Raw genomic sequence first — 14956 nt, 5'->3', positions numbered from 1 at the left:
GCAAGTAGAAACAATGGCGCGATCCGGGACATAATCCCAGCCAACGGTGCCAGTCTCCTCAAGAAAATAGAATCTCCTCAAGAATTAGAATGTGCTCCTTGAACCTTCGATTTTCCGTCAGCCCTGTGGAGCTTGGGCAAGATCGGCTTGCCGGGTGACGGCGACTCGGTTGGAATAGGAGCGTGCATCTTTTCGGGATGCCGGCGTTTATGATTACCAACCGGCGCAGCCGCCAGGGAACAGCAGCATGAGCGAACACGCGATCGAGTTCTTGCAGGAGTGGATCGGCGAAAAGGTCCACTGCCAGTCCTCGCTTGACAGGATCGAGGAGCAGGCCGAGACCCTCGCCAGGGAATGCGCGGCCAAGGCGGCTGAGGCCGGCATACCGCTGGAGGATATCCAGGAAGAGGTCGGCGACATTCAGGAACTTATAGCGTCGAGGCTGGAAGAGGCGGCTGAGGCCGACCAGGACGAAAAGAATTCGGACTAATGCATGTCGCCCAAAAGTGCGCAGCGGTTTTGGGATAACGACATGCATAAAACAAGAACTTAAGAGCGTCGCATGAATCCCTTCAAACGCGACGCGCTTTAGCGAGTGACATGCCGACCCGGCGAAAGGCATCTATTTACCAGGCTCAACCGTTTCCAAGACCTGTGCGACGCGTGACACGCCACACAGTCCTACTTTCCCTGACTTGCACCGAATTTGCCCTTGAGCCATGCCTTCGGCAGCGCCGGCACGAAATTGCCGTCGCGCCCGGTCATGTCGTCATTGGCGACCAGCGCATTGAGGATCGCTTCCTCCACACTTTCGATCACGGCGTCGAAGAACGGATCGATGTCGGTATCCGGGATAAAATCGGCGCTGGCGATGCGGCCTGACGGCGCCAGCGCCGCCTCGTGGTTGGCGGTCGAAAAGGCGAGGAAAATATCGCCCGAGCTATGATAGCCGAAGCCGCCGGTCATGGCGACGCCGAGCGGCGCCCGGCGGGCCAGCCGCTTCATCTGATGCGGCAGCAACGGCGCATCGGTGGCGACGACCCCGATGATCGAACCCTTTTCGGCGCGCGGCGTGCTTTCGCGGATCGCCGGTTCCAGGAGATCGGGCCCGGCGCGCAAGCCGCGAATGGTGAAATTCCTCCGCTTGCCGAAATTCGCCTGCACGAACGCACCGACCGTGTAGCGCCGGCCGTGCCATTCGACGATCCGCGATGCCGTGCCGGAGCCTGCCTTGAAACCGAAGGCGATCATGCCGGTGCCGCCGCCGACGCTGCCTTCCTCGATCGATCCGCCGGTCGCGCCATCGAGTGCCGCGGCGACATGCTCTGATCTGAGATGGTGGCCGTTGATGTCGTTCAGGAAGCCGTCATAGGTTTCCGCCGCCACCGGCAGCCCCCAGCCGCTGTCGAGCGCGGCCGGCAGCACGCGCTGCATCCAGCGCAGCGTTCCGTCGCGCGAAACGCCGCAGGAATGCGTGTTGGTGATGGTGATCGGCAAATTGAAGGCGCCGGTTTCCTCGATAATATGCGAGCCGGTCAATTCGCCATTGCCGTTCTGGCTGAAGACACCGGCAAAGACCGGCGTGGCCAGATCGGCGCGCGGTCGGGGCAGGATGGCTGTCACGCCGGTGCGCACCGGTCCCTTGCCGACCACCAGCGCACCATCGCCCGAAATCAGCGTCGAATAACCGACCGCAACGCCGGCCACATCGGTGATGGCGTTGAACGGTCCAGGCTTGCCGTCAAAACTTATGCCGAAGGCTCGCGCGCGCGGCCTGCCGGAAGGCGTCGTCTGGTGATGATTGTCGGTCATGCGGAAATCGTTGCCACTCAGAACAGCGAGCCCTGATTGCCAGGCTCCTTGGCTTTGGCGGCCGGCTTTGCATTTGTTTTCGGTCGTGCGGCACCGCTGGTCGCAACCGCATCGGCGGTCCCGTCGGCAAACTCCAGCGAAAGTGCCATCCCCGGCGCCACCTCCGCCGCTTGCTTGATCACCGCCCCGTCGGCGTCTTTCACCAAGGCAAAGCCCCGCGCCAGCACCGCCTTGTGCGACAGCGTTGCCAGCAGCCGATCGGCCTGGGTCAGTTTCCCGCGCAAGCGTTCGAGCCGTACGGAAATCACCCGGTCCTGTCGCCGCGACAACGCCGCCAAAGTATCTGCCTGCAACTTCTGCCGCCTTGCGATCGGCGCGGGCGACAGCCGCGCCGCGGTGCGCGAAAACCGCGTTCGCCGCTCGCGCACTATGGCGAAGAACGCCGCTTGCGCGCGGGCGAGGTCGCGGCCGGCCAGTGTGCGGGCCTCGTTCATGCGTCGCGACAGAGTGGCCGGCGTCAGCCGCTGCGCCTGAAGCCTGGCTCGCTTGCGTTGGACGCTGACGGACAACGCCCGGCCAAGCCGGCTCGTCGCTTCGTCGAAGCGCCGGCGCGGCAGCGCCAGCAACTGGTCGGGCGAGGGCAGCGCCCGGGCGGCGGCACGGACCGCTTGGCGCTTGCGCTCGAAATTGCGCGATACCGCGGCCTTGAGCCGCGCACCAAGGCCGGCAAGCGTTACTTCGAGGTCGGCGCGCACGGGCACGGCGATTTCGGCGGCACCCGTCGGCGTCGGCGCCCGCACATCCGCCGCCAGGTCGATCAGCGTCCAGTCCGTTTCATGGCCGACGGCGGAGATCACCGGAATGCGCGAGGCGGCGACGGCGCGGGCCAGCGCCTCGTCATTGAACCCCCAAAGGTCCTCGAGGCTGCCGCCGCCGCGCGCCACGATCAACAGGTCGGGGTGCGGAATAATGCCATCCTGCGCCAGTGCGTTGAAGCCGTTGACGGCGGCGGTCACTTCCGCGCCCGCAGTCTCGCCCTGCACCCGCACCGGCCAGACAAGCACATGCAGTGGAAACCGGTCCTTGATCCGGTGGATGATGTCGCGAATGACGGAACCTGTCGGCGAGGTGACGACGCCGATGACGCGCGGCATGAACGGCAGCAAGCGCTTGCGGCCGGCATCGAACAGGCCTTCGGCCTGCAGCCGGCGCTTGCGCTCGTCCAGCAGCGCCATTAGCGCCCCGGCGCCGGCTGGCTCCAGATTGTCGATGACGATCTGGTAGGTGGACTTTCCGGGATAGGTGGTGAGCCGGCCGGTGGCGATCACCTCCATGCCTTCTTCGGGGCGGAACTTCAGCCGGCTCATCGTGGTCTTCCAGACCACGGCGTCGAGCCGCGCACGGTCGTCCTTGAGGCAGAAATAGGCATGGCCGGAGGAATGCGGCCCGCGATAGCCTGATATTTCGCCGCGCACCCGCACATTGCCGAAAACGTCCTCGACCGTGCGCTTCAGCGCGCCGGAAATCTCGCTCACCGTGTATTCGGTGGCGTTGGTGCGTGATTCGGATACTGCGTCGCTCATTGGCCGATTGGGGGGCGGTTGTCCGTCCGCGTCAAGACGGGTGTGTCCGGTGCCGGCCAATTGCGGGGGTTTTTCACCAGCCCGGCGAGATCTGGTTCGGCTTGGTCCGCTTCGTCTTAGAGAAAGCAAATGCCGGGAAGTCGAAGCTTCCCGTATCTTCGCCGAGCGGCACGGAAATATTGTCGAGGCTTTCCGAAATGTGACGGGCCAGCGCGTCGACGATCTCCGGCCGCGACGTCTGGCCGCGCATGATGCCGATGCGGCAATCGGGCAGGGCGCCGAACCCGTCGGGTTCGCCCAGAACCCGCATGCCGGGCCGCAGCGCGCATTCCGGCAGCACCGAGATCGCCAGGCCGGAAAGCACCGCGGCGGTGATGACGGTTGCCGAGAAGCTGGTGAACAGGATGCGGTAGTCGCGGTTCTGCCGGTCGAGCACGTCGACCGCGGCCCGCCGCCAGATGCAGTTCGGCCGGCCGAAGGCCATCGGCAATGTGTCCTGCTCGTGTGTCGCATGGTTGGCCGAAGTGACCCACAGCAGCGGTTCGCGCCGCACCACTTCCGACTGGCCGTGTGCGTCACTGTGCGTCACCAGCGCCAGATCGAGATTGCCGCGCTTGATATGCTCGACCAGCCCCGGCGTCGGCTCGCAGATGACGGTCAGCTCGACACGTGGATTGGAACGGGCGAAGCGGGCCATGATCTCGGGCAGGAAGCGGTCGGCATAGTCGTCCGGGGTGCCGATGCGGATCGTGCCTTCGAGCCGCCGGTCGTCGAAGGCGGCCAGCGTTTCCCGATTGAGGAACAGCAACCGTCTCGCGTAGGAGAGCAGCCTGTCGCCCTCCTCGGTCAGCCTGTTGGTGCGCCCGTCCTTTTCGAACAGCGGCTTGCCGATCCGTTCTTCCAGCCGGCGCATCTGCATGGACACCGCCGACTGGGTCCGATGCACCGCTTCCGCCGCGCGGGTGAAGCTGCCGGTGTCGACGATTGAGACAAAGGTCTGCAACTGATCGAGATCGAGTGGCGCTTTCATCGTTCCCATCCATCACTGCTGTTGATGCTAAAGATTAGAAACATTCGTTGGATTAATCAATCGAACGATGGCAAATTTACGACTGTCCACATGACGGCATGTGAATCGGGACCGGAACGGCCGCTGTTGCCAGCGCCGATCACTCGTCTTCGCCCGTTCGAATGAAGGAGACTGACATGGCTACGTTTGATTTCGCCACCGAGACTTCGCGCATCACGTCGCGTCCGGCTATTGCGACGCGCGTGGTCAACACCATCTCCAACGTCTATCGCGCCTGGAAAAACCGCCGCGCCTTCTATCGCCTTGGCGAGATGTCGGATGCCGAACTTGCCGACATCGGCTTGACGCGCGCCGATCTCCACGTCGCCATCGAGGTGCCGTTCGGCCGCGATCCAACCGAGAGGCTTCGCGTCATCGCGGCCGATCGCGTAGACACGATCGAGGATCTTGCCCGCAAAGTGACCTGATCGCGTTGGTTGCGTGCCCTTGGGGTGCGCGGCGTTATAGGATTTCGCAGGCTCCCACTCCCTGCCGGTTCCCCGCCGGCCCGCCTGCACACTGCCCGGTTCTCACAAGGACCGGGCATTTTTCTTTGGGCGCGCTCAAGATCAGGTTGCGGCCGCCTCGTCGGTTTAGCGCCGATCCATGCCTAGCTTGAACTGATCGAAGATCGATTCCACGCCCTTCTGATAATCGTCGTGTTGCTTCGCGCCCGCCTCGAACATCTTGCCGAACAAATCGTCGAACGGATTGCGTGGCCTGCCGCTCGGATTGGCCTGTGGCTGCGGCGCTTCGCGCTGCTGCGGCGCTTCGCGCTGCGGCTGTTGCGCGCCGCCGCCGAACATATCCTGCAGCACCTTGCCGAGCGGATTGTCGCCATAGGGGTTTGGTGTCTGCTGCGGCTGCTGCGCGCCGCCGAACATGTCCTGCAGCACCTTGCCGAACGGATTGTCCATCGGGCCGGGCTGCGGCGCCGGGCGCTGCTGTGGTGCCGGCGCCTGTGCGCCGCCGCCGGCTTGCCGCATCATCTGCTCGATGATCTCGCCGAGCGGATTGCCGCCGCCGCCGAATCCGCCTGCTGCCTGCATCTGATTTGTGGTCTGCTTGAACAGGCCGCCCATCATCATCGAAGCTACGACCGGCAGCATCTGCTGCAAGACCTGCTGACTGACGCCGCTCGCCTGCGCAGCCTGGCTGGCAACGGCGCGGGACAGGTCTTTCGAGCCGAACAGATGGCCAAGAATGCCGTTGCCTTCATCGACGCCCTGCGGCGAGAAGGCCCGGCTTGCGTCCTCGAAATATTTGGCGTGCTGGCCGCTGGCCATCGCCGTCATGAACGCGCCGAGCCCGTAAGGATCGGAGGTGCTGCGCTTCAGCCCCTGTGAAAAGGCCGGCAGCAGCGCCTCGACCGCCGATTGCGCTTGCTGCTGCGAAAGCCCGAACTGTTGGGCCAGGGCCTGCATGCCGTTGCCGTTCTGCGCCTGCGCCAGAATGTCGAACAAGGAAGGCATTGGTTTTCTCCTCCGGGAAGGTCCTCGCAGGAGAGCCTACCGCATCGACCCGAAAATCGGAATCGATTTTCGGAAAAGCACCGATGCGTAGGCTCAAAGAGAGCTAGAGTGTCCTTTGCGCGTCCAAACGGACGCGCGGCGCCCTAATTCGCTTCCATTTCTGATTGCAGCGACTTTCCTGAGCTGTCGACGAAGCGGATAGCGAGCAGCTAATACGCATACTCCATGAACACCGGCTCGATCGAGCCGCCCCAGCGCGTATGATAGGCGGAGAGCAGCTCTTCGGCGCTGGTGGTGCCGCGCGCGACGACTTCGTCCAGCGTGCTGAGGAACGACGTTTCGTCGTAGCCGTCGCGGTTCTTGCGGCCGCGGTTCTTCAGCCCCATGCGCGAGACGACGAGCACGTCGCGGGCGATCTCGCGCAGTGTCGTGTTGCGGAACGGCGCCGAAATGCCCTGTTCCGGCACGGCGTTGCGCATCGCCAGCACTTCTTCATAGGTCCAGCTCGAGGTCAGCGCCTCGGCCGCGTCGAGCGCCGCCGCGTCATAGAGCAGCCCGACCCAGAAGGCCGGCAGCGCGCAGATGCGCCGCCACGGTCCGCCATCGGCGCCACGCATTTCAAGGAAGCGCTTCAATCGCACGTCGGGAAACAGCGTCGACAGGTGGTTCGCCCAATCACCCATCGTCGGCAGCCCGTCGGGGATCTCGTTGCGGGCCGCACCTGCCATGAACTGGCGGAAGGTGACGTGCGTCATGTCGTGGTACTGGCCATCGCGGATGACGAAGTACATCGGCACGTCGAGCGCCCATTCGACATAGTCGGCGAAGCCGAAATCGGGCGAGAAGCAGAAGTCGAGCAGGCCCGAGCGCTGGTTGTCGGTGTCGCGCCAGATGTCGCCGCGCCAGCTCTGAAATCCGTTGGGCCGGCCCTCGGTGAACGGCGAGTTGGCGAACAGCGCCGTCGACAGCGGCTGCAGCTTCAGCGACACCTGCATCTTGCGGCGCATGTCGGCCTCGCTCTCGAAGTCGAGATTCACCTGGATGGTGCAGGTGCGGTACATCATGTCGAGGCCTTTAGTGCCGACCTTGGGCATGTAGCGCGTCATGATCTCGTAGCGCGATTTCGGCATTATCGGCGTCTCGGCCAGTGACCATTTCGGACTGCCGCCGAGGCCGAGGAAGCGTATACCCATCGGCTCGGCGATCTCGCGCACCTGCGCCAGATGCGCATTGCCTTCGCGGCAGGTCTGGTGGATCGTCTCCAGCGGCGCGCCGGACAATTCGAACTGGCCGCCGGGCTCCAGCGAGATCGCGCCCTGGCCGGTCGGCTCGACCAGGCCGATAATGCGGCCGGCATCCATGATCGGATCCCAGCCGAGTTTTTCCTGCATGCCTTCGAGAATGGCGCGGATGCCGTGATCGCCGCCATAGGGCACCGGCGCATTGCCGTCGACATAGAACGGGAATTTCTCGTGTTCGGTGCCGATGCGCCATTTGTCGCGCGGCTTGTTGCCTTCAGCCAGATGCTCGACAAGCTCGTCGACGCCTTCGATCGGCCGGAAATCGGTTGTGTCGCGCGCCATGAACAGCCCTCCGACGCATGACCCGAAAATCGGCATCGATTTTCGCTGGGGATCATGTGCCAAACCAAGTGCTACAGCGTCCTATGCGCGTCCGAAAGGACGCGCGGCGCTGCAGGCGGCCGGACGACCGCCGGCGCTAGATGGACGAAATGTCAGTAGGCGATCAAGCGAAAAATCCTGAGCCACAGGGTAACTGGAATTGATTGACGCTGCTTCTTCCTTCTCCCCTTGTGGGAGAAGGTGGATTGGCGCGCAGCGCCGAGACGGATGAGGGGTGCTCCAGCTTGGCATCGCCGCGTTCGGTCCAGCACCCCTCATCCGACCGAGCTTCGCTCGGCCACCTTCTCCCACAAGGGGAGAAGGGAAGTGCGTCACCAGTCCCCGACCGTCGCCTGTATCACCGCCAGTGCCGCCACCGCAGCCGTATCGGCGCGCAGGATGCGCGGCCCGAGCGGAATGGCGGTTACGAAAGGCAGCGCCTTCAGCATCCTTCGTTCCTCGTCGGAAAACCCGCCCTCGGGCCCGACCAGCAGCCCGAGCTTCTTCTCCCGCACCGCTTGCAGCGCCGGCAGCGGATTGTTGGTGGCGGCATCCTCGTCGCAGAAGATCAACCGCCGCTCCTTGTCCCAGCCGGCCAGCAGGCGTTCGAATTTTTCCGCTTCGCGCACCTCCGGCACCGCCAGGATGCCGCATTGTTCGGCTGCCTCGACGACATTGGCACGCACGCGTTCGATGCCGGGCCTTGCCACTTGCGTGTGCTGGGTGACGACCGGTTGCAGGACGCCGGCGCCCATCTCGACCGCCTTCTGCACCAGATAATCGAGCCGACCCTGCTTTATCGGCGCAAAGCAGTAGACGAGATCTGGCAGCGGCGGCTGCGGCCGCTGCAAGGCCAGCACCTTCAGGCGTACCGCCTTTTTTGATTTGGCGGCGATTGCCGCCGACCATTCCCCGTCGCGGCCGTTGAACAACAGGACTTCGGCACCTTCGCCGAGCCGCAGCACATGCATCAGGTAGTGGCTATGCTGCGGGCTCGCCTCAAACTCGATATCCGGTCCGAGGTCGTCCGGCACGAACAGCCGCTGCATCTTGTAATTGGCGCGCATCGCCGAGGAATGGGCGAGCCAAACATTGACGTCAAGCCTCAGCGCTCGCGTGCCAGACCGGTTCGTAGCCTTGCCTCAGCACGGAAACGGTGGTTGCTGGCGTGAGCAGACGGATTGGACGGTCGGCAAAACCGCCGAACCCGACCGGATCGCCGCCCACGCGATCACCATAGCCTGCGAACGACCAGCGCAGCGCCTTGCCGCCACGCATCGCGTAGGCGTCGCCGCCGTCCGCAATCATGGCGCCGTCCGGCAACCCGGCAAGCTCTTCTGCGGATACGACCGGTGCCGGCCCACCCGACGCCAGCCTCTCCTTATGCAGCCGCTTGTCGACCTGCGGTGCACGCGGCTCGGCAATGCCGAAGACCACGCCGAAGCGCTGAACGAAATCATCAGCCCGCTCGCGCCGGCAGAAGAAGCAAGGCCGATGCCCGGCCGAGAGCGCGGTCACCTCGTCCAGGAAAAACAGCTCGGTCCAGCCGGCCTTACCACCGTTCCTGTTGCGGCCCATCGGCTCGCGCCGCACATCGCGGAATTCGCAGACGCAGATGATCCAGGCCTGCAGCGCCCAGCGCTTTTTCAGCAGCGTCTTCGTTTCGGGGTCATGAATGATGCCGCGATTGCCCATGAACAGGCCGCGCTCCGGCACGGCGTGGATGACGCCGAACGGGTCGACCCGATTCTGCAGTGGCATAGCTTTCTCCCCGAATACGTATCTTGGCCGGAATGACGGCGGCATGATATCGCTCGTCGCATCGTTTTCATGTCAGCAGGTTTTTCGATGCGGGTGCTGGTGGTCCAGAATTTCGACAGTGAGGGCCTTGGCCAGATCGGCGCAGCGCTTGTCGAGGCGGGCGCCGATATCGACCTGCGCCGCCCCTATTGTGGCGAGACGCTGCCGCTCGACAGCGCTGCGCACGACGCCATGGTCGTGCTCGGCGGCGCCCAGAATGCGCTGGACGACGAGATTTGCCCGTATTTTCCTGAACTGCTCGACCTGACGCGCGATTTCGCCGGCAAGGATCGCGCCGTGCTCGGTATCTGCCTTGGCAGCCAACTGGTCGCGCGCGCCTTCGGCGCCGAGAACCGCATCGGCGGCGCCTCGGAATTCGGCTGGCACAAGGTCTCGCTCACTCCGGCGGCGAAGGCCGATCCAGTGCTCGCCGCGCTGCCCGAAAATTTCCCCATCTTCGAGTGGCACGACGACACCTTTGTGCTGCCAGAAGATGCCGTGCGGCTCGCCGGCAACGAAATCGCCGAGAACCAAGCGTTTCGCATCGGCCGCGCCGTCTACGGCTTTCAGTTCCATTTCGAGGCGGACCGGCCGATGGTCCGCGACTGGAGCACATCCTTCGCATCGCTCATTGCCGAACGGCACCCGGCATGGAGCGATCGGCTCGACGACGAAATGGCCCATCACGGACCGGATGCCGATGCCGCTGGGCTGGCCATTGCCCGCGCCTGGGTGGCGACGATCTGACGGCTTGTCAGTACCGACGTTGCATATTTGGCACGCCGGCAAAAATCCGCTGTGGACAGCTTGTTTCGTCCTTGGCTTGTGGCCGCCCGCCACCCTAGAAGGCACGCGCTCTGCATCTTCCATGCAACGCGATGAACCCTTTGGGTCACTCGCGCGACACATCGCCGATACAGAAACTGCCTAGAAGCGCCAAATCGTCGAAACTTTGAGACGCATTTTCCCGTTTCAACCCAATCGTAACCCGCCTCGTGCACAGATGCAGAAAGCTCAACAAGAGATGACGTCCGTGAAAGCAGCGCTTCTGTCCTTTGTCATGTTGTCGGCCATCGTGTTGTGCGGCCTCGGCACTTATGCTGGCGACGCAGCCAACAACCACAACGCCGTCGACGGCTACGGCGTCACCGCCGCGCTTCGCTAAAACAAAGCCTTGAGGTGCGACGCCCTTTAAGCCCTCTCGCCTGACACCACCAGGATACGCTTGTCGGCGCCGTCGACGACGAGCGCGCTGAGGTTTCCCGTCTGGTAGGCGAGCGTGTCGATATTGACGCGGTTGACCATCACCTCCGCCTCGGGCACCGGCGTGTGGCCATGCACCACGATCTTCGGATGCAGGCCGGAATGGTTGTGAAAGACATCGCGGATCCAGATCAGGTCCTGGGTGCTCTGACTTTCGAGCGCAATGCCTGGCCGGATGCCGGCATGGCAGAAGAAGAAGTCGCCGAGCGTCAGTGAAAACGGCAGCGACTGCAGGAAGTCGACATGGCTTTTCGGCACGGCCTCGACCAGCGCCGCATGGCCTTGCCGCAGCGCCGCCTCGGACCTGCCGAACCACGCGCCGCCGCCTTCATTGATCGCCACGCCATAGGATTGCGCGGTCTGGATGCCGCCATAACGTATGAAAAGCCCGTCTGGATCAGGGCTATCGAGAAAGTCGAGAAAGCCGATGTCGTGGTTGCCGGCGAGCATCAGGTGGCGCGGGTCGCGTTTTCTCACTTCGATCAGGAAATCGATGACGCCCTTGGAGTCCGGGCCGCGGTCGACATAGTCGCCGAGATGGATGACACGCCAGTCGGCCGGCCGCGCCTGGCGGATCTCGGCCGTAATCCGGCGGTACATGGCGGCGAGCAGGTCGAGCCGGCCATGCACGTCGCCGACCGCATAGATACGCATGCCTTCCGGTCCGCGCGCGTCGAGAAAGTGGATGCCGGGGGTGGTCAATGCGTCCATCTCCGTGATCATGCCGTCACGGGCGTCTAACGCCGAAGCTGATCCTTGCCCATGTCGGTTACCAGACGCTTTCCGCACAGTGCCAGCGTTATGTCCATCTCCTTGCGGATGATTTCCAAGGCTTTTGTGACCCCTTCCTTGCCTAGCGCGCCGAGGCCGTAAAGGAAAGGCCGGCCGATATAGGTGCCCTTGGCGCCGAGGCACAGCGCCTTCAGAACGTCCTGGCCAGAGCGGATGCCGCCATCCATATGCACCTCGATCGTGTCGCCGACCGCGTCGGCGATCTCTTCCAGCACCTCGATCGACGACGGTGCGCCGTCGAGCTGGCGTCCGCCATGATTGGAGACGATGATCGCGTCGGCGCCGGTCTTGGCCGCCATCAGCGCGTCTTCCTTGTCGAGGATGCCCTTCAGGATCAGCTTGCCGCCCCAGCGCTCCTTGATCCAGGCAACGTCCTTCCACGACAGATGCGGATCGAATTGCTCCGTCGTCCATGACGACAGCGAGGTGAGGTCGCCGACGCCCTTGGCGTGGCCGACGATGTTGCGGAAGGTCCGGCGCTTGGTCCCCGCCATGCCGATGCACCAGCCCGGCCTGGTCGCCATCTGCCAGATGTGTTTCGGCGTGAAGCGCGGCGGCGCCGACAGCCCGTTGCGGATATCCTTGTGGCGCTGGCCGAGGATCTGCAGGTCGAGCGTCAGCACCAGCGCCGAGCATTTCGCCGCCTTTGCCCTGTCGATGAGATCGAGGACGAAATCCTTGTCGCGCAGCACATAGAGCTGGAACCAGAACGGCTTCTTGGTCACCGATGCGACATCCTCGATCGAGCAGATGCTCATCGTCGACAGCGTGAACGGCACGCCGAACTCCTCCGCCGCCTGCGCCGCCAGCATCTCGCCGTCGGGGTGCTGCATGCCGGTCATGCCCGTCGGTGCCAGCGCCACCGGCATCGCCACCTTCTCGCCGATCATGGTCGATTCCAGCGAGCGGTTGCTCATGTCGACCAGCACGCGCTGGCGGAACTTGATCTTTTGGAAATCCTCCTCATTGGCCCGGTAGGTGCTTTCGGTCCATCCACCTGAATCGGCATAGTCGAAGAACATCTTCGGCACGCGGCGGCGCGCCAGGTCCTTGAGATCGGCGATGGTAAGGATCATGCTCATGGGCTTCCCGCTGGTTGTTCGCTAATTCGTCGTAATTCTTAGCCGGCGCTCACGAGCGTCTTCTTGCCGGCTCGCCGTCGCCGGCTTCGGAGCGCTGCATCAGCCTCAGGCGCGACACACGCTGCCAGTCGCCGCTGCGCTCGGCCTCGGCCATGGTGCGTTCGACATGGGTGATGTGGTCCATCGCCGCCTGCCGTGCGGCCGCCGGATCGCCGGCCTTCACCGCCGCGTAGATCGCCCGGTGCTGCGAAAGCAGCGCTTCGCGCGCGCCCGGCACGTTGAACACCAGGAGCCGGTTCTGGAAGACGCCCTCCGACAGCAGCCGGTAGCACGAGCGCAGCGTGTGCAATAGGATGATGTTGTGCGCGCATTCGCAGATCGCGTGGTGGAACTCGACGTCGATTTCCGCCTCGTCGTCGAAATTGCCGGTCCGGTGCGCCTCGTCCATGCGCGCCATGATGCGGTCGAGCAGCGCCAGGTCGTCTGATGTGGCGCGCCGCGCCGCATACTCGGCCGCCACCGCCTCGATCTCGCGGCGGTATTCCAGATAGTCGGTCGCCGCCTTGCGGTGCATGGATATCAGGTCCGTCACCGGCTTGGTGAACAATTGGCCGATGACATCGGCGACATGGGTGCCGCCGCCTGGCCGCGTCGTCAAAAGCCCGCGCCCCTCCAGCGCCTTCAGTGCATCGCGCAGGATCGGCCGCGACACCTCGAACCGGCGCGCCAGCTCGCGTTCTCCCGGCAGCCTGTCGCCGGTGCGCAGAACGCCTTCGAGGATCAGGCTCTCGATCTGCTGCACCACCTCGTCGGCGGTGCGGGAATGCTCGATCCTGGAGAAAATGTCGCTCAACGGGGATGCCTGGGGATTGAACCGGTGCCGCGCAGGATTAAGCCAGCGTCAGCAACTGGTCAAATTATTTATCCAATTCGCCCGCTTGGCCGAGTCCAACGCCGTCGCGGCATATCGCTTTCGGCTAACTTGTCGTTTGCGTCCCCCGGCAATTGGCTCTAGAGGGACGCGAGTGCACCGAGCCCGGGGGACCAGCCGTGGCAGATGACCCGTCCAATCTCGAATTTCAGCCGCGCGTCGAGGGCAGCGTGATGGGCTTTCCCGCGCATGAGGGACGGCCTGGCGCGCTCGGCGAGGTTCACGCCCGTCCGCATCCGCTGGTCGAGAAACCGCGCGTGCTGGTGCAGCTTTCGTTCATGACCGAAGCTGGGTCCGGCGTCGACCAGGCCGTGCTTTCCGAATTGTCGCGGCGCCTCGGCATCGCCGCGCCTGACCCTCATGCCCGCCATCACGCGATGAAGTGGGGCAAGGGCTCGCTGCGCTGGGAACGGCACACGGAATTCTCCACCTATCTGTGGGAAGGACCGCTCTCCGAGAGCGGCCAGCGCCAGGAAGGTTCGCCTTTCGGCAACGGCTTTTCGCCGCCGGGAACGGTGATTTCCGGCATCAGGCTCGAAATCCGCAAATGGACGCAGGCGAGCGAAAAGCTGATCGCCGGCTTCGACCCGACCAGCCTGTGCTATTCGCTGGTCGAGCGCGGCAACGCCGCCATCGTCACCGATTTCCGCCAGGACGGTGACGGCATGACCCGCATGCTGGTGCTCGACCGCGGCCTGACGCCGGCACGCACCGGCGCGCTGGCGCAGCGGCTGATCGATATCGAAACCTACCGCACGCTGGCCATGCTTGGCCTGCCGCTGGCGCTGATGCTGTCGGGTCGCGCGCGCCGCATCGAAGACCGGCTGGCGCAGACCACACTGGAAATGAAAGTCGCCGAAACCCGCGACAACCAGACGCTGCTTGCCGATCTGACCGAGCTTGCCGCCGAGCTGGAGGCCGATGCGGCCTCCAGCCTTTATCGCTTCGGCGCCAGCCGCGCCTATGACGGCATCGTCGGCGAACGGCTGGAGGCGCTGGAGGAAGAGGCGGTGCCCGGCTACGATACCTGGGGCGGTTTCCTGCAGCGCCGCGTCGCCCCAGCCATGCGCACCTGCCGTTCGGTCGAGGAGCGTCAGGCCAATCTGTCGACGAAGCTCACCCGCGCCACCACGCTGCTGCGCACCTGGGTCGACGTCGAGGTCGAGAAGCAGAACCGCGATCTGCTGGCGTCAATGAACAACCGCGCCCGCCTGCAACTGCGGCTGCAGCAGACGGTGGAAGGGCTCTCGGTCGCCGCCGTCTCCTATTATGTCGTCGGCCTGATCGGCTATGTCGCCAAGGGCGCCTCGATCTTCGGCCATGCCTTCGCGCCCGAGGTCGTCACCGCCGCCTCGGTGCCGCTCGCCATCTTGCTGGTCTGGTGGGGCGTGCGCCGTGTCCGCCGCCTGCACTCCGAACCCGCCAAGCAGGCGGCCGAGTAAAGCCTTACCCTCCCCCTTGTGGGCAGGGCTATCGCATTTGAGTCATGAGCTGGAAGAGATAAGCATCGTTCCAGCCTGCACGCATCAT

15 protein-coding genes are annotated in these 14956 nt (G+C 64.2%); 5 read left to right on the top strand and 10 right to left on the bottom strand.

Going from position 1 to position 14956, the window contains the following annotated elements:
• Positions 1 to 247: 247 nt before the first annotated feature.
• On the top strand, positions 248 to 490 hold the full coding sequence (locus tag CIT26_RS04015) for a DUF768 domain-containing protein (RefSeq protein ID WP_095491365.1): 243 nt from the start codon (positions 248 to 250) through the stop codon (positions 488 to 490).
• 191 nt (positions 491 to 681) lie between these two features.
• Here the strand turns inward: CIT26_RS04015 and CIT26_RS04010 are convergent, their stop codons facing one another.
• From CIT26_RS04010 to CIT26_RS04000, 3 genes are all read right to left on the bottom strand, one after another.
• Complete coding sequence (locus CIT26_RS04010) at positions 682 to 1812, bottom strand: DmpA family aminopeptidase (protein ID WP_095491364.1); 1131 nt, start codon at positions 1810 to 1812, stop codon at positions 682 to 684.
• A 17-nt stretch (positions 1813 to 1829) separates the two neighbouring features.
• Complete coding sequence (gene xseA / locus CIT26_RS04005; RefSeq protein WP_095491363.1) at positions 1830 to 3395, bottom strand: exodeoxyribonuclease VII large subunit; 1566 nt, start codon at positions 3393 to 3395, stop codon at positions 1830 to 1832.
• 73 nt (positions 3396 to 3468) lie between these two features.
• A complete protein-coding gene (locus CIT26_RS04000; protein ID WP_095491362.1) occupies positions 3469 to 4425 on the bottom strand; it encodes a LysR substrate-binding domain-containing protein in 957 nt (318 codons plus the stop codon).
• Between the two features lie 176 nt (positions 4426 to 4601).
• On the opposite strand from CIT26_RS04000, the gene CIT26_RS03995 reads away from it, so the two are divergent.
• The gene (locus CIT26_RS03995; RefSeq protein ID WP_095491361.1) at positions 4602 to 4892 is read left to right on the top strand and encodes a DUF1127 domain-containing protein; all 291 of its coding nucleotides are present in this window, start codon (positions 4602 to 4604) and stop codon (positions 4890 to 4892) included.
• Between the two features lie 165 nt (positions 4893 to 5057).
• Here CIT26_RS03995 and CIT26_RS03990 read toward each other — a convergent pair whose 3' ends face one another.
• From CIT26_RS03990 to CIT26_RS03975, 4 genes are all read right to left on the bottom strand, one after another.
• Positions 5058 to 5936, bottom strand: coding sequence for a DUF937 domain-containing protein (locus CIT26_RS03990; RefSeq protein ID WP_095491360.1), 879 nt, complete (start codon positions 5934 to 5936; stop codon positions 5058 to 5060).
• A gap of 209 nt (positions 5937 to 6145) precedes the next feature.
• On the bottom strand, positions 6146 to 7519 hold the full coding sequence (locus CIT26_RS03985) for a glutamate--cysteine ligase (protein ID WP_095491636.1): 1374 nt from the start codon (positions 7517 to 7519) through the stop codon (positions 6146 to 6148).
• A 371-nt stretch (positions 7520 to 7890) separates the two neighbouring features.
• Complete coding sequence (locus CIT26_RS03980; protein ID WP_095491359.1) at positions 7891 to 8625, bottom strand: 16S rRNA (uracil(1498)-N(3))-methyltransferase; 735 nt, start codon at positions 8623 to 8625, stop codon at positions 7891 to 7893.
• 31 nt (positions 8626 to 8656) lie between these two features.
• The gene (locus CIT26_RS03975; RefSeq protein WP_095491358.1) at positions 8657 to 9319 is read right to left on the bottom strand and encodes a hypothetical protein; all 663 of its coding nucleotides are present in this window, start codon (positions 9317 to 9319) and stop codon (positions 8657 to 8659) included.
• Between the two features lie 87 nt (positions 9320 to 9406).
• Here CIT26_RS03975 and CIT26_RS03970 point away from each other — a divergent pair, with 87 nt between their 5' ends.
• Together CIT26_RS03970 and CIT26_RS38190 are read left to right on the top strand one after the other, a co-directional pair.
• Entirely contained in the window at positions 9407 to 10105 is a 699-nt protein-coding gene (locus CIT26_RS03970) for a type 1 glutamine amidotransferase (protein WP_095491357.1), read from the top strand.
• 286 nt (positions 10106 to 10391) lie between these two features.
• Positions 10392 to 10523 (top strand): hypothetical protein, encoded by a 132-nt coding sequence (locus CIT26_RS38190; RefSeq protein WP_280951093.1) that lies wholly within the window; start codon positions 10392 to 10394, stop codon positions 10521 to 10523.
• A gap of 26 nt (positions 10524 to 10549) precedes the next feature.
• Here the strand turns inward: CIT26_RS38190 and CIT26_RS03960 are convergent, their stop codons facing one another.
• Genes CIT26_RS03960 through CIT26_RS03950 form a run of 3 tightly spaced genes read right to left on the bottom strand, consistent with a single transcriptional unit; the run spans position 10550 to position 13348 of the window.
• Positions 10550 to 11323, bottom strand: a complete 774-nt coding sequence (locus CIT26_RS03960) for a metallophosphoesterase (protein WP_095491635.1) — start codon at positions 11321 to 11323, stop codon at positions 10550 to 10552.
• 35 nt (positions 11324 to 11358) lie between these two features.
• On the bottom strand, positions 11359 to 12495 hold the full coding sequence (locus CIT26_RS03955) for an alpha-hydroxy acid oxidase (RefSeq protein ID WP_095491355.1): 1137 nt from the start codon (positions 12493 to 12495) through the stop codon (positions 11359 to 11361).
• 49 nt (positions 12496 to 12544) lie between these two features.
• The gene (locus tag CIT26_RS03950; protein ID WP_095491354.1) at positions 12545 to 13348 is read right to left on the bottom strand and encodes a FadR/GntR family transcriptional regulator; all 804 of its coding nucleotides are present in this window, start codon (positions 13346 to 13348) and stop codon (positions 12545 to 12547) included.
• Between the two features lie 197 nt (positions 13349 to 13545).
• On the opposite strand from CIT26_RS03950, the gene CIT26_RS03945 reads away from it, so the two are divergent.
• A complete protein-coding gene (locus CIT26_RS03945; protein WP_095491353.1) occupies positions 13546 to 14868 on the top strand; it encodes a DUF3422 family protein in 1323 nt (440 codons plus the stop codon).
• The last annotated feature ends 88 nt before the right edge of the window (positions 14869 to 14956 follow it).

The sequence above is a fragment of the Mesorhizobium temperatum genome (assembly GCF_002284575.1).
Lineage (GTDB): Bacteria > Pseudomonadota > Alphaproteobacteria > Rhizobiales > Rhizobiaceae > Mesorhizobium > Mesorhizobium temperatum.
The sequence above is the reverse complement of the archived record's forward strand: the minus strand, read 5'-3'. Positions and strand labels throughout refer to the sequence as shown.